Source organism: Pseudomonas graminis (assembly GCF_013201545.1).
Lineage (GTDB): Bacteria > Pseudomonadota > Gammaproteobacteria > Pseudomonadales > Pseudomonadaceae > Aquipseudomonas.
Genome location: NZ_CP053746.1, coordinates 1838432 through 1855922, shown reverse-complemented (window position 1 = coordinate 1855922; position 17491 = coordinate 1838432). Strand labels below are relative to the sequence as shown.

The following is a 17491-nucleotide window of genomic DNA, read 5'->3' as shown; positions in this document are numbered from 1 at the left end:
GAAAATGTAATATTCGGATTCGCATAACAAGAAAATAAATGGAGTGTCCCGATGTTTGCCTTTTTCCGTCCTGCCGCGCATCAGGCTCCGCTGCCTGCGGAGCGTGTCGACTCCACCTACCGCCGCCTTCGCTGGCAGATTTTCGCCGGTATCTTCTTCGGTTACGCCGGCTACTACTTGCTTCGCAAGAATTTCTCGCTGGCCATGCCCTACCTGATCGATGAGGGATACACACGGGGTCAGCTGGGTCTTGCGATCTCGGCGATCGCCATTGCGTACGGCCTGTCAAAGTTCCTCATGGGGCTGGTGTCGGATCGCTCCAATCCGCGTTACTTCCTGCCATTCGGGCTGTTGATTTCCGCGCTGGTGATGTTCGTGTTCGGATTCGCACCCTGGGCGACGTCCAGCGTGACGATCATGTTCATTCTGCTGTTCATCAACGGATGGGCACAGGGCATGGGCTGGCCGCCAAGCGGACGCACGATGGTGCACTGGTGGTCGCAGAAGGAACGTGGCGGCGTAGTGTCGGTGTGGAACGTGGCGCACAACGTCGGCGGCGGCTTGATCGGCCCGCTGTTCCTGCTTGGGCTTGGCTGGACCAACGACTGGCACGCAGCGTTTTACGTGCCTGCGGCGGTTGCCCTGTTTGTCGCCCTGTTTGCCTTCGTGACCATGCGCGATACCCCGCAGTCCGTGGGCTTGCCACCGGTCGAGGACTACAAGAACGACTATCCGGAGGGCTACGACGCGAGCCACGAAGAGGAATTCACCGCCAAGGAAATCTTCGTCAAATACGTGCTGCGCAACAAAATGCTCTGGTACATCGCGTTGGCCAACGTGTTCGTCTACCTGCTGCGTTATGGCGTGCTGGACTGGGCGCCAACGTACCTGAAAGAAGCCAAACACTTCGACGTCGACAAGACCTCGTGGGCCTACTTCTTCTATGAGTGGGCAGGTATTCCGGGCACGCTGCTGTGCGGCTGGATGTCCGACAAGATCTTCCGTGGCAACCGTGGCCTGACCGGCATCGTGTTCATGGCGATGGTGACCGTTGCGACGCTGGTCTACTGGCTCAACCCGCCAGGCAACCCCACCGTCGACATGATTGCGCTGGTCTCGATCGGCTTCCTGATCTACGGCCCGGTCATGCTGGTCGGCTTGCAGGCGCTTGAGTTGGCTCCAAAGAAAGCCGCTGGCACCGCGGCAGGATTCACAGGCCTGTTCGGCTATCTCGGTGGGTCGGTCGCCGCAAGCGCGCTGATGGGTTACACGGTAGACCACTTCGGCTGGGACGGCGGCTTCGTGCTGTTGGTGTCCGCCTGCATCCTGGCGATAGCGTTCCTGGTGCCGACCCTGCGCCATACGCGGGTGGCGAGCCAGTCGCGAGAGGAGATGGCTTAAGTCTCAAACGAAAAGGCTTGGTCAGTGCGCTGATCAAGCCCCGCCCATTTCAAGGGTATTGCTGGCGAGCGTGAAGGACACTCAGGATTTCGATCCCATCCGTTAACCGGTAAATAACCAGGTAATTCGGGTGGACAATGATTTCGCGGGTATTGGGCACGCGACCTAAGCGGTAAAGGTAAGGATGCTCGGGCAGTGCTGAAGTAGCTCTCTCAATTTCAGCATAAAGCTCCTCCGCCGCTTGTGGATTTCGCTCATCGATATACTCAAGTATCTCCCACAGATCGGCGACTGCCTCCGGGCGCCACTCAACGATCATCGCTACGCTTGTCGCGCTTGGCGGCCAGTCTCGATTTCAGTTCGGCCATGGCTTCAGAGTGGGCGATATTCGGTCTTGGATCGTCCAGTGAAGCTTGCACTTTTGCACGCAGCCAGGCGTCGTAGCGCGCAGCCTGCTCCTCTGATTCGAACTCCGACACAAGCGGAGAAAGCCGAGCACTCATGATGAACTCCTCAATCGATTTCAATGCAGTCTAGCGCCTCGCACGCGGGACTGGACGGAAGATCGTGACCAGATGCTATATCGCCAACAACACCGGCCTGCAGCGCTTGAATCGCGCCTCCAGGCTCAGGTCCGGCATGGCGTGGGTGCGCAGCGCGTGGATAGTTTGCTCGACATATTCCCACGTGGTCCCGTACCGCCCGCTGGCATTGGCCAGCACCTGGGTGAGCACGCTGTCTGGCAGGTTGCCGGCGTAACTGGGCAGATGCCGCTCCAGCACAAACCCCAAAGCCTGCACCTTGGTGCCGTCTTCAAGTCGGCAGTTGAGCCAGTGTGGGCGATAGGACGGGAACGGCATTTCTCTCTGCCACAACGCCAGCAGGGACTCGTCGATATTGTCTTCGGGCAAACGGTACGCGAAGCCGCTGCAGGAGCCGCCGCGGTCGAGACCGAAGACCAGCCCTGGCTGCTCGGGCGTGCCCCGGTGTTCGTGGGACCAGAGATAGAGACCGCGGTGATAGCCGTGGACCCGACCGCGCTGACGCTCGACGGCGCTGCACTCGGGCCGCCAGATCAATGATCCGTACGCGAATAACCAGATCGGGCCGCCCTGGTGACGACTCATCGTGGCGTGGATGGAGGCAAGAAGCTGTTCCCGGGTGAGCTTCGGCCCAAGATCGATGACCGGCGGGTAGGACAACCCCAAGCCGTCATGGACAGCTTCCGCCAGGATATTGATTTGATTACCCATCTGGTTCCCCCCACCGGCAAGGCTGACGCCGGTGCAACGCTGAACACTCATGAAACGGGTCTGGCAACAACGAATGAACAATCAGACGGCATCGCAGGCAGTGTGACGTTGTGACTTGGTCACCGGCGCATGGGTCACGCCGGAGAAACCGTTATCTGACAAACAGTCATGCAATACGCTGTCCACATCCTGTGTCAACGAGTGGCTGCGCTTCAGGGTCTCGGCGCATAAGCGAAGACATCGGCACGCATTTGATGCGCGTCCATGCCGGCCAGCACCAGCGCATCCAGGGTCGAATAGACCATCGCTGGTGAACCGCTGGCGTACACATAAAGGGACTTCAGATCGCTGAAGTCCTCGCAGACCGCCTCGTGCAGCATGCCGCAGCGCCCTTCCCAACCGCACAGGTCACTGACAACTTTGTGCAGGAACAGGTTGGGCAGCGTCTGCCATTCATCCCAGTGCTTGAGCTGGTAAAAATCTTCCGGACGGCGCATTCCCCAATACACATGCACCGGATACGGAAAGCCTTTGGAGCGGCAATGCTCGATCAGGCTGTGCATCTGCCCCATACCGGTGCCTGCCGCGATCAATACCAGCGGACCATCGGGCAATTCGCCCAAGTGAGTATCACCGAAGGGCAGGTCAACCCGCGCCATGCCATCGCGCTGCAGCTGCTTGATCAGATTTTGCGCACTCGCCTCACGGGCGAGCACGTGAAATTCCAGATCTCGCCCGCTTTCCGGCGCTGAGGCCATGGAAAATGCGGATTTCTCTCCGTCGTCCCGATGGATCATCAGGTACTGGCCGGCGTGATAACGCGGCGGCTTGCCTGCAGGCGCTCTGAGCATGACGCGCCAGACATCGCCGCCCACTTCTACACACTCGCTGACCTGGCAGGCAAAGGTGCGCACCGGCAGCTCACCGAGCGCCAGAACGCTGTCCCACAGCACGACGCAGTCTTCCTGCGGCACCGCCAGGCACGTATAGATTTCGCCGTGGTTGCGGATCTCTCCGGCCTGCTCGACGCTGCCTTCAACCAGCAGCGCGGAACAGATGTGACAATTGCCGTTGCGACAGCTCTGAGGGCATTCGTAGCCCAGACGTTGAGCGGCGTCGAGGATCCGCTCGCCTGGCAATGTCTCGATGACCGCGCCCGATGGCTGCAAGGTTACACGCATCAATCAATTCCCAGCTGAGTCCAGATTTCATCGATCCGGCGGGTCACCGCTTCGTCCTTGACGATAGCGCGACCCCATTCACGGGTGGTTTCGCCCGGCCACTTATGGGTGGCATCGAGCCCCATTTTCGAGCCGAGACCTGAGACCGGCGAGGCGAAATCGAGGTAGTCGATTGGCGTGTTGTCGATCATCACCGTGTCGCGCTTGGGGTCCATGCGCGTGGTGATCGCCCAGATGACGTCATTCCAGTCACGGGCATTGATGTCGTCGTCGGTGACGATAACGAACTTGGTGTACATGAACTGTCGCAAAAACGACCAGACGCCCAACATCACGCGCTTCGCATGGCCGGGGTACTGCTTCTTGATCGTGACGACCGCCATGCGGTACGAGCAACCCTCGGGCGGCAGGTAGAAGTCGACGATCTCCGGGAACTGCTTCTGCAGGATCGGCACGAACACTTCATTCAGCGCGACACCCAAAATCGCGGGCTCGTCAGGCGGCCGGCCTGTGTAGGTGCTGTGGTAAATCGGCTTGATGCGGTGGGTGATCCGCTCGACCGTGAAGACCGGGAAGCTGTCGACCTCGTTGTAATAGCCGGTGTGATCGCCGTACGGGCCTTCATCGGCCATTTCGCCGGGATGAATAACGCCTTCGAGGACGATCTCTGCACTGGCCGGGACCTGGAGGTCGTTGCCACGGCACTTGATCAGCTCGGTACGGTTGCCACGCAGCAGGCCGGCGAATGCGTACTCGGAGAGGCTGTCAGGCACTGGCGTGACGGCGCCGAGAATGGTGGCGGGGTCAGCGCCCAAGGCCACGGACACCGGGAATGGCTGACCCGGGTGCTTGTCGCACCAGTCCTTGAAGTCCAGCGCACCGCCACGATGGCTGAGCCAGCGCATGATCACCTTGTTGCGGCCAATCACCTGCTGGCGGTAGATGCCCAGATTCTGCCGTTCTTTATTGGGCCCGCGAGTGACCGTCAGGCCCCACGTGATCAGCGGGCCGACATCGCCGGGCCAGCAGGTTTGCACAGGCAGCATGCCAAGGTCGACGTCGTCGCCCTCGATCACGATTTCCTGACACGGGGCGTCCTTGACGACTTTCGGCGCCATGGCGATGACTTTTCTGAAGATAGGCAGCTTGGACCAGGCGTCTTTCAAGCCCTTGGGTGGCTCGGGCTCTTTGAGGAACGCCAGCAGCTTGCCGATTTCCCGTAGCTCGGACACCGATTCGGCGCCCATGCCCATGGCGACGCGCTCAGGTGTGCCGAACAGATTGCCGAGCACTGGAATGTCGAAACCCGTCGGTTTTTCGAACAGCAGTGCCGGCCCCTTGGCGCGCAGGGTCCGGTCGCAGATTTCGGTCATTTCCAGTACAGGGGAAATGGGTACCTGAATGCGTTTCAACTCTCCGCGCTGCTCAAGCTGCTGCACGAAATCCCGTAGATCCTTGAATTTCATTAACCCGGCCACTCACCAAATAGATGCACATCCTACCTGCTCTGACCGCAGACGGCAGCTTGTGTCCAACTCAAATGCGCGGTGTTGCGCGGAATACCGGTATGAACAGCGGCTGCATCTTCTCGCCGCCCAGATCCGACAGGTGATCTTCGTCCTTGTACAGAGAATGCCCGTCGACTTCGGCACGGCAAAGGCCGCCCTCACACAGCAGCGGCTCTGGATCAATCAGGTGAACGCCCGGATCCGCTTCGCTAAGGGTGGCAAACAGCTGATTGATGAACGCTTGCCGCGCATCGAGCTCCGCTGCCGGCCGCCCAACCTGTGCAGCGGAGAGCCCAACCCGCGCCAGACTGCTCAATCTTTCGATGGATCCCTTGCGCTGCTGCGGCACCTCCTTGAACAACCAGACCTGCGCGCCGGCAGCCCGCAATTCAGCGATCTGCGCTTTCAAAGCCTCGGCGAAATACGCTTCGTTTCGGGGAATGGATTCGTGTTTCCGCAGCACGTTGCTCTTGTTGCCGTCTTCCAGGCCGTAGATATACAAACTCCAGCGTGCGGCCAGCGTCACGTCAGGGATTTTCTGTGCTCGAACGCGCTCGACGTTCAGGGCGTTGAAGTCCTGACAACGTTTGCTTGTTGCAGTGCTGACAAGCGGCGCGCATCCGCTCATGCTCGCCAGCCAGACAGGCACGTGGGCTTGCTCGGCCGCACTTCTGACCCCAGGCCACAAGGCCGCTGCATGACTGTCGCCCCAGATCAGATGGGACGGCGCGGCGTCCGTGCTGCCCCCCGCTCGACAGAGCTTGTCCAGGTCTTTGCTTTTCTTTGATCCCAGCAGGAAGCAGTCCATCTGCCCGGCGCCCCACTCCCGCGACTGCGCATATTGCAGGGCCTGGCCGGACAGGCGTTGCGGCACGCCTTCATTGGAGCGCACCGCCTGCCCCATCAGCGCCAGCACGGCCAAGGTCAGCAGGCCGCCAATCAGTATCGGCTTGCGGCCGGCCAATACGCGGCGCTCACGGAATGGGAGCTCGACGAACCGCCAGCTCAGCCAGGCAAGCACAGCCGCCAGCAGGATCCAGCCGATCGCTTCCGGATCGGAAATACCGTCGGCGGAAATGGCGTTGGCGTAGACATGAATAGGCCAGTGCCACAGGTACAGCGAGTAGGAAATAAGCCCGATCGCCACCAACGGTTTGATACTCAGGAAGCGCCCTACCCATGACGCGGGATGACCGTTGGCCCAGATCATCGCGGTCGTGCCCAGCACCGGCAGCAGCGCCGCCCAGCCGGGGAATTGAGTGGTTTTGTCAAAGCTCAGCATCGCCAGCACCACTGCAGCAAAACCGCTCAGGCTGATCGCTTGATAAAGCCAGCTCGGCAGCCGGTCTTTGGGCGTCGGCGCGACGGCCAGCATCGCCCCGCACAGCAGCTCCCATGCACGCATCGGCAGCAGAAAGAACGCGGCTTCGGGTTTGTGCTTCATCGCCCAGATGTTCAGCCCGAAGGACAGCACCAGCAAGCCAAGCAGCAACCAGCGCCAATGCCGTACGTACCGCGTCGCCAGAACCATCAGCAATGGAAAGAAAATGTAGTACTGCTCTTCCACCGCCAGCGACCAGGTGTGAAGGAGTGGTTTGAAGTCTGAAGCGGAATCGAAGTAGCCGTCCTGGCGCATGAACAGCAGGTTGGACATGAACATCGACTGATAGCGCACCTCCCGGCCCAGCTCGGCGTAGTCCTTGGGCGTCAGCAATATCCAGCCAAACGCCAACGTGGCCAGCACGACAACGGTCACGGCGGGGACGATACGCCGCGCGCGACGGGCCCAGAAGTCGACGAAGCTGAAGCGTCCTGCGCTGATCTCGCGGAAGATGATGGACGTGATCAGGAAGCCGGAGATGACGAAAAACACGTCGACGCCGACGAACCCACCGTTCAGGCCAAGACCGAAGTGAAACAACAGCACCGGGACCACGGCCAAGGCTCGCAGCCCATCGATATCACGGCGATTGCCAAACGTGTGCATGACGCTCCTTGTCTACGGGAGATATCTAGTAAAAAGGTCAAAAAAAATGGTGCCCAGAAGGACACCATTTTTCTACGATCGGCTCAGCGCGGTGTTACTTGCGCTTCATCGACAGGAAGAACTCATCGTTGGTCTTGGTCTGTTTCAGCTTGTCGATCAAGAACTCGATGGCTGCGACTTCATCCATGGGATGCAGCAGCTTGCGCAGAATCCACATGCGCTGCAGCTCGTCGTCGGCCGTCAGCAACTCTTCGCGGCGTGTGCCGGAGCGGTTGATGTTGATGGCCGGGAAGACGCGTTTCTCTGCGATCTTGCGATCCAGAGGCAGCTCCATGTTGCCGGTGCCTTTGAATTCTTCGTAGATCACTTCGTCCATCTTCGAGCCGGTTTCAACCAGCGCGGTGGCGATGATGGTCAGCGAGCCGCCTTCTTCGATGTTACGTGCCGCACCGAAGAAACGCTTTGGCTTCTCAAGGGCGTGTGCATCGACACCACCGGTCAGGACCTTGCCGGAGCTCGGAATGACAGTGTTGTAGGCGCGAGCCAGACGGGTAATGGAGTCGAGCAGGATGACCACGTCTTTCTTGTGCTCGACCAGGCGCTTGGCCTTTTCGATCACCATTTCGGCGACCTGCACGTGACGGGTCGGTGGCTCGTCGAAGGTGGACGCAACCACTTCGCCGCGCACGGTGCGCTGCATTTCGGTAACTTCTTCCGGACGCTCATCGATCAACAGAACGATCAGATGGACCTCAGGGTTGTTGCGCGTGATGTTCGACGCAATGTTCTGCAGCATGATGGTCTTGCCCGCTTTTGGCGGAGCAACGATCAGGCCGCGCTGACCTTTACCGATCGGGGCACACAGATCGATGACGCGACCGGTGAGGTCTTCCGTGGAACCGTTACCGGCTTCCATCTTCATGCGAATGGTCGGGAACAGCGGCGTCAGGTTTTCGAACAGGATCTTGTTCTTCGCGTTTTCCGGACGGTCGAAGTTGATGGTGTCGACCTTGAGCAGTGCGAAGTAACGCTCGCCTTCCTTCGGCGGACGGATCTTGCCGACAATGGTGTCGCCCGTGCGCAGGTTGAAGCGGCGGATCTGGCTGGGCGAGACGTAAATGTCGTCTGGGCCGGCGAGATAGGAGGCGTCTGCAGAACGAAGGAAGCCGAAGCCATCCTGGAGGATCTCCAGCACGCCGTCACCCGAGATTTCCTCGCCGCTTTTCGCGTGCTTCTTCAGCAGGGAGAAAATCACGTCCTGCTTGCGCGAACGGGCCATATTTTCTATGCCCATCTGTTCGGCCATTTCGAGCAGATCGGTAATAGGCTTTTGCTTGAGTTCAGTCAGGTTCATATAGGAATGACGTAATCATGTATGGAGGGGGAAATTAAGCTTTTGGCTTAATGAGGCCGCGCCGCAGAGAAGGCGACAGGATCGCGTGCAAATCGAAAGGAGACGGTCGGCGACGGCTAGCAGGGGGCAACGGAGAAGCCGTTGCGGGGCCGAATGTACCACTTGATTTTCTAAGCGTCTAGTACGACGCCAGAAAAAAAACCCCGCGATTTGCGGGGCTTTAACGTCATCAGATATTGGCGTCGAGGAACGCCTGCAACTGTGACTTGGACAGTGCGCCGACCTTGGTCGCCGCAACTTGACCGTCCTTGAACAGCATCAGCGTCGGGATACCACGAACGCCGTGCTTGCTTGGGGTTTCCTGGTTGTCATCGATGTTGAGCTTGGCAATGGTCAGCTTGCCTTCGTAGGTAGTAGCGATGTCGTCCAGAACCGGAGCAATCATCTTGCACGGGCCACACCATTCAGCCCAGTAATCGACCAGTACAGGGCCGCTGGCCTTCAGGACATCGGCTTCGAAGCTCGCGTCGCTGACGTGTTTGATCAGGTCGTTACTCATGAGATTTCTCCGAGGTCATAGGCAAAAAAACGTGGGCCATCATAACTGTGTCGCGCGGCGACAGGAAGCCGAGGTTGATTGTCTCTCGCTATGACTCGATAGGGTTGCCTCAATCGACGGTATTCAGCCGGAGGGAGCGACGAACACGATGCCGGTGCGTAACGCCGCGCCCCGAATGTGCTCTTGCATGGCCTTCTGAGCCGGGCCAGACGCGTTTCGCGCCAGCGCCCGCAGGATCTTGCGGTGCTCCTGCCAAGTCTCCATCGCCCTGCCCGCCCGAATAAAAGGAAGCTTCTGGCTCTCCAGAAAAATGTCGGCGCTGGCGGTGATGATCCCCAGAATGGCCTGATTGCCACTGGCGACGAGGATGCGCCGGTGGAAATCAAAGTCCAGCCGGGCCGCGCAGTCAAAATCCCCTGCCTTGAGTTCAAGGCGCATGGCCTCGACGTTGTCTTCCAGCACATCGCGCTCGTCGGCTGTCAGCGTGACCGCTGCAAGCCCGGCGGCAAACCCTTCCAGCGCATAGCGCAACTGGAAAGTCTCTGCGGGCGAGGCGTGCGCTGCATACGGCCAGGAAAATCCACTCGTGCTCCGTTGTGGTTCAGAAACCGCCTGCACGAAAACACCTTTGCCGGGCTGAACACTGACCATCCCCAAAGCGCTCAGTGACGACAACGCCTCACGCAACGAAGCGCGACTGACGCCCAGACGAATTGCCAGATCCCGCTGGGATGGCAGGCTGTCGCCGGGGACATAGCCTTGCTCGGCGATCAATTTGCGGATCGCCTGGAAGGCGGCTTCAGGCACTGCTACAGGGCTCGGATGCATGGCGATCAACGTGCGTAAACCGTGGGTAAAACCCCTTGTATCGCCCCCGGAGGCATCCGGCAAGTGACGCCCAAGCGAGGGGCGCCGGGGCTTTCAGGCGCGCCAAAGCGGGGCGGCCTTCGCACTCACTGTTCAGACCAGTTAGACCGGATCGTGCATGCGGCCCGCGTTCCATGGTCGCGAGCGAGCGGCTGGCATGGGCTGTGCACTGGAGCTTGGCCATCATTTGGGCTTTGCCTACACACTGATCGATTCGGAGACACCCCATGACCCAGCGTTACAGCGCCCTTCTCGCCGCCCTGTTTGCCAGCCTCATGCTCGGCCAGGCTCCCGCTCACGCTACCGGCCTGGATGATGTAACCGCCCGCGGCACGTTAAAAGTCGCCGTTCCGCAAGACTTCCCTCCCTTTGGCTCGGTCGGCCCCGACATGAAACCGCGCGGTCTGGACATCGACACCGCACAACTCATCGCCAATCAGTTGAAGGTCAAGCTTGAGCTGACGCCGGTCAACAGCACCAACCGCATCCCGTATCTGACTACTGGCAAGGTTGACCTGGTCATTTCCAGCCTCGGTAAAAACCCGGATCGCGAAAAGGTCATCGACTTCTCCCGCGCCTACGCACCGTTCTACCTCGCTGTGTTCGGTCCGCCGGAAGACGCGATCAAAACCGTGGACGACCTGAAGGGCAAAACCATCAGCGTGACCCGCGGCGCCATCGAGGACATTGAGCTGACCGCCGTCGCTCCGAAGGAAGCCACGATCAAACGCTTCGAAGACAACAACTCGACCATCGCGGCCTACCTGGCCAAGCAGACCGATCTGATCGCCAGCGGCAACGTGGTCATGGTCGCCATCAGCGAGAAGAACCCCAAGCGCATCCCTGAACTGAAAGTGAAGCTCAAGGACTCGCCGGTCTACGTCGGTGTGAACAGAGGTCAACCCGAGTTGCTCGCCAAAGTGAACGAGATTCTCGAAGCGGCGAAACAAGACGGCTCGCTGGAAAAGAACGCGCAGACCTGGCTCAAGCAGCCATTGCCTGCCGACCTCTGATCATCGACTGCCGAGGCGCATAAATGGCTTATCAGTTCGACTTCATTCCGGTCCTGCAAAACACTGACCTGCTCCTGCGCGGCGCGCTGTTCACGCTGGAACTGACCGCCATCGGCACTCTGTTAGGCGTCAGTCTCGGCATAGTCGGGGCGGTGGTCAGAGCATGGAAAATCCAGCCGCTCTCGGCCGTTTTCGGTGTCTACGTCGAGCTGATCCGCAATACGCCGTTTCTGGTGCAGCTGTTTTTCATTTTCTTCGGGCTGCCGTCGCTGGGGCTGCAGATATCCGAGTGGCAGGCCGCCGTGCTGGCGATGGTCATCAACCTTGGCGCCTATTCGACAGAAATCATCCGTGCAGGTGTCCAGGCGATTCCCCGCGGCCAGATCGAGGCCTCGGCCGCGCTGGCGATGACTCGCTTCGAGACGTTTCGCCATGTCGTGCTGGTCCCGGCGCTGGGCAAGGTCTGGCCGGCGCTGAGCAGCCAGATCATCATCGTGATGCTGGGCTCGGCCGTCTGTTCGCAGATCGCCACCGAGGAGCTGAGCTTTGCCGCGAACTTCATTCAGTCGCGCAATTTCCGCGCGTTTGAGACGTACATCATCACCACGCTGATCTACATGTGCATGGCGCTGCTGGTGCGTCAGTTGCTGGCGTGGATCGGCCGACGCTACATCGCGAGGACCCGCTGATGGATTTCACCCTATGGGACGTCGTGCGCAACTTGCTGACCGGGCTGCAATGGACGCTGGCATTGTCGCTGGTGGCGTTCATCGGCGGCGGTGTGATCGGGTTGCTGGTGATGACCCTGCGCATCTCCGAAAAAGCGGCCCCGCGCAGGCTGGCACGTTGCTACATCGAGCTGTTTCAAGGCACGCCGCTGTTGATGCAGCTGTTTTTGGTGTTCTTCGGCGTGGCGCTGATGGGCATCGATATTTCGCCCTGGCTGGCGGCGGCGCTGGCGTTGACATTGTTCACCAGCGCCTATCTGGCTGAAATCTGGCGGGGGTGCGTGGAGTCGATCTCCAACGGCCAGTGGGAAGCTTCCGCCAGCCTGGCGCTGACGCCTTTCGAGCAACTGCGTTATGTGATTCTGCCGCAGGCGTTGCGCATCGCGGTGGCGCCGACGGTGGGGTTCTCGGTGCAGGTGGTCAAAGGCACAGCGGTGACTTCGATCATCGGCTTTACCGAGCTGACCAAAACCGGCGGCATGCTCGCCAATGCCACGTTCCAGCCCTTCATGGTCTACGGCTTCGTCGCCTTGGGCTACTTCCTGCTTTGCTATCCGTTGTCGCTCAGCGCGCGCTACCTGGAAAGGAGACTTCATGCCTCTGCTTAGAATTTCCGCCCTGCACAAGTATTACGGCGACCACCACGTGCTCAAGGGCATCGACCTCAGCGTCGAGGAAGGCCAGGTCGTGGCGATCATCGGGCGCAGCGGTTCCGGCAAAAGCACGCTGCTACGCACGCTCAACGGACTGGAGTCGATCAATGACGGCGTGATCGAGGTCGACGGCGAATACCTCGACGCCGCGCGAGCTGACCTGCGCAGCCTCAGACAGAAAGTCGGCATGGTCTTCCAGCAATTCAACCTGTTCCCGCACCTGACGGTGGGCGAGAACGTGATGCTCGCGCCCCAAGTGGTGAAGAAGGTCTCCAAAGCCGAAGCGACCAGGCTGGCAAAGGAAATGCTGAATCGCGTGGGCCTGGGCGAGAAATTCGACGCGTTTCCGGACCGGTTGTCTGGCGGTCAGCAACAGCGCGTGGCGATTGCCCGTGCGCTGGCGATGTCGCCCAAAGTGCTGCTGTGCGACGAAATCACCTCGGCACTCGACCCGGAGCTGGTCAACGAAGTCCTTGCCGTCGTTCGCGAGCTGGCCAAAGACGGCATGACGCTGATCATGGTGACCCACGAAATGCGCTTCGCCCGTGAAGTGGGCGACAAGCTGGTGTTCATGCATCAGGGCAAGGTGCATGAAGTGGGCGACCCGAAAGAATTGATGGCCAACCCGAAGACGCCCGAGCTGGCGAATTTTATTGGCTCAGTCGAGCAGGCTTGAGCCCGGGTGCAGGACCGGCTTTGGCTCAAATTGTAGAACCGGCTTTAGCCGGGAAAGCGTCAGTTGCCATGCCGCAAATTGATGTTGCACCCACCGGCCTCTTCCCGGCTGAAGCCGGTCCCACAGTCATAATGCGCACTAGTGGGACCGGCTTTAGCCGGGAAAGCGTCAGCTGCCATGCCGCAAAATTGATGGTGCACCCACCGGCCTCTTCCCGGCTGAAGCCGGTCCCACTAAACAGCGATGCTCGTGCCGCAAATGCATCCGCGAGGCGTTGCCGGTTTGGCGACGGGGATGGATCGTGGCACGATGTCGGGGTTATCGACCGAGACCTTTTGACCATGCCGCTATCCACAGCCAAAAAACTCTCGCTGATCGCCGCGATCGACCTGGGCTCCAACAGTTTCCACATGGTTGTCGCCAAAGCCAATGAGGGCGAAATTCGCATCCTTGAGCGGCTCGGTGAGAAAGTGCAGCTGGCCGCGGGGATCGATGACGACCGCCGCCTCAGCGAAGAATCCATGCAGCGCGGGCTCGACTGCCTCAAGCGTTTCGCTCAGCTGATCAACGGTATGCCGCCCGGCGCCGTGCGCATCGTTGGCACCAACGCCTTGCGCGAGGCCCGCAACCGTAACGAATTCATCCACCGCGCCGAAGAAATCCTCGGCCATCCGGTCGAGGTCATCTCCGGCCGTGAAGAAGCGCGCCTGATCTACCTCGGCGTCTCCCACACCCTGGCCGACACGCCTGGCAAACGCCTGGTCGCCGACATCGGCGGCGGCAGCACCGAGTTCATCATCGGCCAGCGCTTTGAACCGCTGCTGCGCGAAAGCCTGCAGATGGGCTGCGTCAGCTTCACTCAGCGTTATTTCAAGGATGGCAAGATCACCCCGGCGCGCTACGCACAGGCCTACACGGCAGCGCGGTTGGAGATCATGAGCATCGAGCACGCGCTGCATCGTCTGACGTGGGATGAGGCCATCGGCTCGTCCGGGACCATTCGCGCCATCGGCTTGGCGCTGAAGGCAGGCGGCCACGGCAATGGCGAGGTCAACGCCGAAGGCCTGGCCTGGCTCAAGCGCAAGCTGATGAAGCTTGGGGAAGTCGACAAGATTGATTTTGAAGGCCTCAAGCCTGATCGTCGGGCGATCTTCCCGGCAGGGCTGGCGATTCTCGAAGCCATCTTCGATGCCCTCGACCTCAAGCGCATGGACCATTGCGAAGGCGCACTGCGTGAAGGCGTGCTCTACGACCTGCTCGGCCGTCACCACCACGAAGACGTGCGTGAACGCACCCTCAGCTCGCTGATGGAGCGCTACCACGTTGATCTTGAGCAAGCCGCCCGTGTCGAGCGCAAGGCGCTGTCAGCGCTGGAGCAAGTGGCAAAAGCGTGGGAGCTTGAGGACAATTCGTATCGCGAATTACTGAGCTGGGCCGCCAAGGTGCATGAAGTGGGTCTGGACATCGCCCACTATCACTACCACAAGCATGGCGCGTACCTGATCGAGCACTCTGACCTGGCTGGTTTCTCCCGCGAGGACCAGCAAATGCTTGGCCTGCTCGTGCGCGGTCATCGCCGTAATATTCCGAAGGACAAGTTTGCCGAATTCGGCAACGAAGGCGTGAAGCTGATTCGTCTGTGCGTGCTGCTGCGTTTCGCGATCCTGTTTCACCACATTCGCGGCACCCAGGAGATGCCGCAGCCTGTGCTGACCGCCAACGAAAACCACCTGGACATCGTGTTCCCGGATGGCTGGCTGGAAAACAACCAGCTGACTCAGGCCGACTTCGCGCTCGAAGCGGAGTGGCTGACCCGAGTCGGCATCATCCTCAACGTACGCTGAGGACCGGGTTGCTCAGCTTCTCAAGCAGACTCGCCTGCACATTGCGGGCGTTCTGGTTGCCGGTCGGGGTGCTGCGAATGTAGCGCCCGTCCGGCTGCAGCAGCCAGCTATGGGTGTTGTCGGTCAGATACCCTTCCAGCTCTTTCTTCACACGCAAGATCAGCTTCTTGCCTTCCACCGGGAAGCAGGTCTCGACGCGCTTGTCGAGGTTGCGCTCCATCCAGTCGGCGCTCGACAGGAACATCTGCTCGTCGCCGCCATTGAGGAAGTAGAACACCCGCGTGTGCTCAAGGAAGCGACCGATGATCGAGCGCACCTGAATGTTGTGGGACACGCCCGGCACGCCTGGCCGCAGGCAGCACATGCCGCGCACGACGAGGTCGATCTTGACCCCGGTCTGGCTGGCCTTGTACAGCGCGCGAATGATCTTCGGGTCGGTCAGCGAGTTGAACTTGGCGATGATGTGCGCAGGCTTGCCCTCGGACGCGAACTGCGTCTCGCGGGCAATCATATCCAGCATGCCTTTTTTCAGGGTGAACGGCGCGTGCAGCAGCTTCTTCATGCGCAGGGTCTTACCCATGCCGATCAGCTGACTGAACAGTTTGCCGACGTCTTCGCACAACGCATCGTCCGAGGTCAGCAGGCTGTAGTCGGTATAGAGACGCGCGTTGCCGGCGTGATAGTTGCCGGTGCCCAAATGCGCATAGCGGACGATCTCGCCGGCCTCACGGCGCAGGATCAGCATCATCTTGGCGTGGGTCTTGTAACCGACCACACCGTAGATCACGACCGCACCCGCCGCTTGCAGGCGGCTCGCCAGTTGCAGGTTCGACTCTTCGTCAAAACGCGCACGCAGCTCGATGACGGCGGTGACTTCTTTGCCGTTGCGCGCGGCATCCACCAGCGCATCGACGATTTCCGAGTTGGCGCCGCTGCGATACAACGTCTGCCGCACGGCCAGCACGTGAGGGTCCTTTGCCGCCTGGCGCAGCAGGTCGACGACCGGCGTGAAGGACTCGAACGGGTGCAGCAGCAGAATGTCCTGCTTGCTGATGACGTTGAAAATGTTTTCGCTGTTCTGCAGCAGCTTTGGAATCGCCGGGGTAAACGGCATGTACTGCAGCTCGGGGTGACTGTCGAGGCCAGTGATGCTGAACAGCCGCGTCAGGTTCACCGGGCCATTGACCTGATACAGCTCGGTCTCGCTAAGGTTGAACTGTTTGAGCAGGTAGTCCGACAGCAGTTTCGGGCAGGTGTCTGCCACTTCCAGACGCACCGCATCGCCGTAGCGACGGGAGAACAGCTCGCCACGCAGCGCGCGGGCAAGGTCTTCCACGTCTTCGGAATCGAGGGCCAGGTCAGCGTTCCGGGTCAGACGGAACTGGTAGCAGCCCTTGACCTTCATGCCCTGGAACAGGTCATCGGCATGGGCGTGAATCATCGACGACAGGAATACATAGTTATCGCCTGTGCCGCCCACGTCTTCCGGCACCTTGATGATGCGCGGCAACAGGCGCGGTGCCGGGATGATCGCCAGACCGGAATCGCGACCGAAGGCATCGATGCCCTCCAGCTCGACGATGAAGTTCAGCGACTTGTTCACCAGCAGCGGGAACGGGTGCGTCGGGTCCAGGCCGATTGGCGTGATGATCGGCGCGATCTCGTCACGGAAATAACGGCGCACCCAGGCCTTGATCTTGGCATTCCAGTTGCGACGCCGGATGAAGCGCACTTGATGCTTTTCCAGCTCAGGCAACAGGATGTCGTTGAGAATGGCGTACTGGCGATCCACATGGCCGTGAACCAGTTCGCTGATGCGCGCCAGCGCCTGATGAGGCTGCAGGCCGTCAGCGCCAGCTTGTTCGCGGGCGAAGGTGATTTGCTTCTTGAGGCCGGCGACGCGGATTTCGAAGAATTCGTCGAGGTTGCTAGAGAAGATCAGCAGGAACTTGAGCCGCTCGAGCAGAGGGTAGGACTCGTCCAGCGCCTGTTCCAACACGCGGATGTTGAACTGCAGCTGCGACAGCTCGCGATGGATGTAGAGACTGCTGTCATCCAGATTGGGCACCGCGATGACATGCGGAGCTGGATGAGGCGGTTCCAGCGCGGGGACCACTTCAATGGTCGGCTCGACCACGGCAGTGACCTCTTGGTTGACGGGCGGCTGATTGACAGGCTGAGGGTCAAGCTCGATTGCGGCTTCGGTAGATCCTTCGGTGCTCATGAATAATCCTGTAAGGCAATTGGCCTTGTAACAGTTGGGCCGCGCATACGGCCGATGTCGGAATGCCGCTTGCGCCACAACAGTGGTGACGTACAGCGTGGGGCAACGGTCACGCCCAAGGCGTGGCGGTTCTGAAGATGTTTGCAGCCTGACTCTATGTCGTGCGGCGGGGCGACCGGCGTCAGGCTCGATGCTGTGAGCGGTTTGACTCTCCACGCTACGGATTTCTCCGTACGGTGCAAG

The 17491-nt window shown here is 60.2% G+C and carries 16 protein-coding genes; 6 read left to right on the top strand and 10 right to left on the bottom strand.

Annotated elements, in window-relative coordinates:
* Positions 1–51 precede the first annotated feature (51 nt).
* The gene (gene glpT / locus FX982_RS08445) at positions 52–1401 is read left to right on the top strand and encodes a glycerol-3-phosphate transporter (protein ID WP_172610318.1); all 1350 of its coding nucleotides are present in this window, start codon (positions 52–54) and stop codon (positions 1399–1401) included.
* A 49-nt stretch (positions 1402–1450) separates the two neighbouring features.
* Here the strand turns inward: glpT and FX982_RS08440 are convergent, their stop codons facing one another.
* The 9 genes from FX982_RS08440 to FX982_RS08400 form a co-directional block, all read right to left on the bottom strand.
* Positions 1451–1720, bottom strand: coding sequence for a type II toxin-antitoxin system RelE/ParE family toxin (locus FX982_RS08440; protein ID WP_172610317.1), 270 nt, complete (start codon positions 1718–1720; stop codon positions 1451–1453).
* Positions 1710–1904: a type II toxin-antitoxin system RelB family antitoxin gene (gene relB / locus FX982_RS08435; protein WP_172610316.1), complete on the bottom strand. Its 195-nt coding sequence runs from the start codon at positions 1902–1904 to the stop codon at positions 1710–1712. The genes FX982_RS08440 and relB overlap by 11 nt, the downstream gene beginning before the upstream one ends.
* Positions 1905–1979: 75 nt before the next feature.
* A complete protein-coding gene (locus FX982_RS08430; protein WP_172613006.1) occupies positions 1980–2654 on the bottom strand; it encodes a gamma-glutamylcyclotransferase in 675 nt (224 codons plus the stop codon).
* 212 nt (positions 2655–2866) lie between these two features.
* Positions 2867–3835 (bottom strand): CDP-6-deoxy-delta-3,4-glucoseen reductase, encoded by a 969-nt coding sequence (locus tag FX982_RS08425; RefSeq protein WP_172610315.1) that lies wholly within the window; start codon positions 3833–3835, stop codon positions 2867–2869.
* Complete coding sequence (gene ubiD, locus FX982_RS08420; RefSeq protein WP_122534102.1) at positions 3835–5301, bottom strand: 4-hydroxy-3-polyprenylbenzoate decarboxylase; 1467 nt, start codon at positions 5299–5301, stop codon at positions 3835–3837. The genes FX982_RS08425 and ubiD overlap by 1 nt, the downstream gene beginning before the upstream one ends.
* A 70-nt stretch (positions 5302–5371) precedes the next feature.
* Entirely contained in the window at positions 5372–7330 is a 1959-nt protein-coding gene (locus tag FX982_RS08415; RefSeq protein WP_172610314.1) for an acyltransferase family protein, read from the bottom strand.
* A gap of 94 nt (positions 7331–7424) precedes the next feature.
* The gene (gene rho, locus FX982_RS08410; protein WP_037016529.1) at positions 7425–8684 is read right to left on the bottom strand and encodes a transcription termination factor Rho; all 1260 of its coding nucleotides are present in this window, start codon (positions 8682–8684) and stop codon (positions 7425–7427) included.
* Positions 8685–8913: 229 nt separating this feature from the next.
* A complete protein-coding gene (trxA, locus tag FX982_RS08405; protein ID WP_172610313.1) occupies positions 8914–9243 on the bottom strand; it encodes a thioredoxin TrxA in 330 nt (109 codons plus the stop codon).
* A 123-nt stretch (positions 9244–9366) separates the two neighbouring features.
* Entirely contained in the window at positions 9367–10071 is a 705-nt protein-coding gene (locus FX982_RS08400; RefSeq protein ID WP_172610312.1) for a FadR/GntR family transcriptional regulator, read from the bottom strand.
* 266 nt (positions 10072–10337) lie between these two features.
* Between FX982_RS08400 and FX982_RS08395 the strand changes: the two genes are divergently transcribed.
* The 5 genes from FX982_RS08395 to ppx all read left to right on the top strand — a co-directional run bounded on the left by FX982_RS08395 (position 10338) and on the right by ppx (position 15024).
* Entirely contained in the window at positions 10338–11123 is a 786-nt protein-coding gene (locus FX982_RS08395; RefSeq protein ID WP_172610311.1) for a transporter substrate-binding domain-containing protein, read from the top strand.
* Between the two features lie 23 nt (positions 11124–11146).
* Positions 11147–11812, top strand: coding sequence for an amino acid ABC transporter permease (locus tag FX982_RS08390; RefSeq protein WP_172610310.1), 666 nt, complete (start codon positions 11147–11149; stop codon positions 11810–11812).
* Positions 11809–12459, top strand: a complete 651-nt coding sequence (locus FX982_RS08385) for an amino acid ABC transporter permease (protein ID WP_172613005.1) — start codon at positions 11809–11811, stop codon at positions 12457–12459. The genes FX982_RS08390 and FX982_RS08385 overlap by 4 nt, the downstream gene beginning before the upstream one ends.
* Positions 12446–13180 (top strand): amino acid ABC transporter ATP-binding protein, encoded by a 735-nt coding sequence (locus FX982_RS08380; protein ID WP_122534109.1) that lies wholly within the window; start codon positions 12446–12448, stop codon positions 13178–13180. Before FX982_RS08385 ends, FX982_RS08380 begins: the two co-directional genes overlap by 14 nt.
* A gap of 341 nt (positions 13181–13521) precedes the next feature.
* Entirely contained in the window at positions 13522–15024 is a 1503-nt protein-coding gene (gene ppx / locus FX982_RS08375; RefSeq protein ID WP_172610309.1) for an exopolyphosphatase, read from the top strand.
* Here the strand turns inward: ppx and ppk1 are convergent.
* Positions 15011–17248 carry a polyphosphate kinase 1 gene (gene ppk1, locus FX982_RS08370; RefSeq protein WP_172610308.1) on the bottom strand — a complete coding sequence of 746 codons (2238 nt, stop codon included), beginning with the start codon at positions 17246–17248 and terminating at the stop codon, positions 15011–15013. The genes ppx and ppk1 overlap by 14 nt on opposite strands.
* Between the last annotated feature and the right edge of the window lie 243 nt (positions 17249–17491).

What these genes read in the sequence shown, in the direction of transcription:
- glpT (WP_172610318.1), top strand. Translation starts at nt 52, where the DNA reads ATGTTTGCCTTTTTCCGTCCTGCCGCGCATCAGGCTCCGCTGCCTGCG.
- FX982_RS08440 (WP_172610317.1), bottom strand. Translation starts at nt 1,720, where the DNA reads ATGATCGTTGAGTGGCGCCCGGAGGCAGTCGCCGATCTGTGGGAGATA.
- relB (WP_172610316.1), bottom strand. Translation starts at nt 1,904, where the DNA reads ATGAGTGCTCGGCTTTCTCCGCTTGTGTCGGAGTTCGAATCAGAGGAG.
- FX982_RS08430 (WP_172613006.1), bottom strand. Translation starts at nt 2,654, where the DNA reads ATGGGTAATCAAATCAATATCCTGGCGGAAGCTGTCCATGACGGCTTG.
- FX982_RS08425 (WP_172610315.1), bottom strand. Translation starts at nt 3,835, where the DNA reads ATGCGTGTAACCTTGCAGCCATCGGGCGCGGTCATCGAGACATTGCCA.
- ubiD (WP_122534102.1), bottom strand. Translation starts at nt 5,301, where the DNA reads ATGAAATTCAAGGATCTACGGGATTTCGTGCAGCAGCTTGAGCAGCGC.
- FX982_RS08415 (WP_172610314.1), bottom strand. Translation starts at nt 7,330, where the DNA reads ATGCACACGTTTGGCAATCGCCGTGATATCGATGGGCTGCGAGCCTTG.
- rho (WP_037016529.1), bottom strand. Translation starts at nt 8,684, where the DNA reads ATGAACCTGACTGAACTCAAGCAAAAGCCTATTACCGATCTGCTCGAA.
- trxA (WP_172610313.1), bottom strand. Translation starts at nt 9,243, where the DNA reads ATGAGTAACGACCTGATCAAACACGTCAGCGACGCGAGCTTCGAAGCC.
- FX982_RS08400 (WP_172610312.1), bottom strand. Translation starts at nt 10,071, where the DNA reads ATGCATCCGAGCCCTGTAGCAGTGCCTGAAGCCGCCTTCCAGGCGATC.
- FX982_RS08395 (WP_172610311.1), top strand. Translation starts at nt 10,338, where the DNA reads ATGACCCAGCGTTACAGCGCCCTTCTCGCCGCCCTGTTTGCCAGCCTC.
- FX982_RS08390 (WP_172610310.1), top strand. Translation starts at nt 11,147, where the DNA reads ATGGCTTATCAGTTCGACTTCATTCCGGTCCTGCAAAACACTGACCTG.
- FX982_RS08380 (WP_122534109.1), top strand. Translation starts at nt 12,446, where the DNA reads ATGCCTCTGCTTAGAATTTCCGCCCTGCACAAGTATTACGGCGACCAC.
- ppx (WP_172610309.1), top strand. Translation starts at nt 13,522, where the DNA reads ATGCCGCTATCCACAGCCAAAAAACTCTCGCTGATCGCCGCGATCGAC.
- ppk1 (WP_172610308.1), bottom strand. Translation starts at nt 17,248, where the DNA reads ATGAGCACCGAAGGATCTACCGAAGCCGCAATCGAGCTTGACCCTCAG.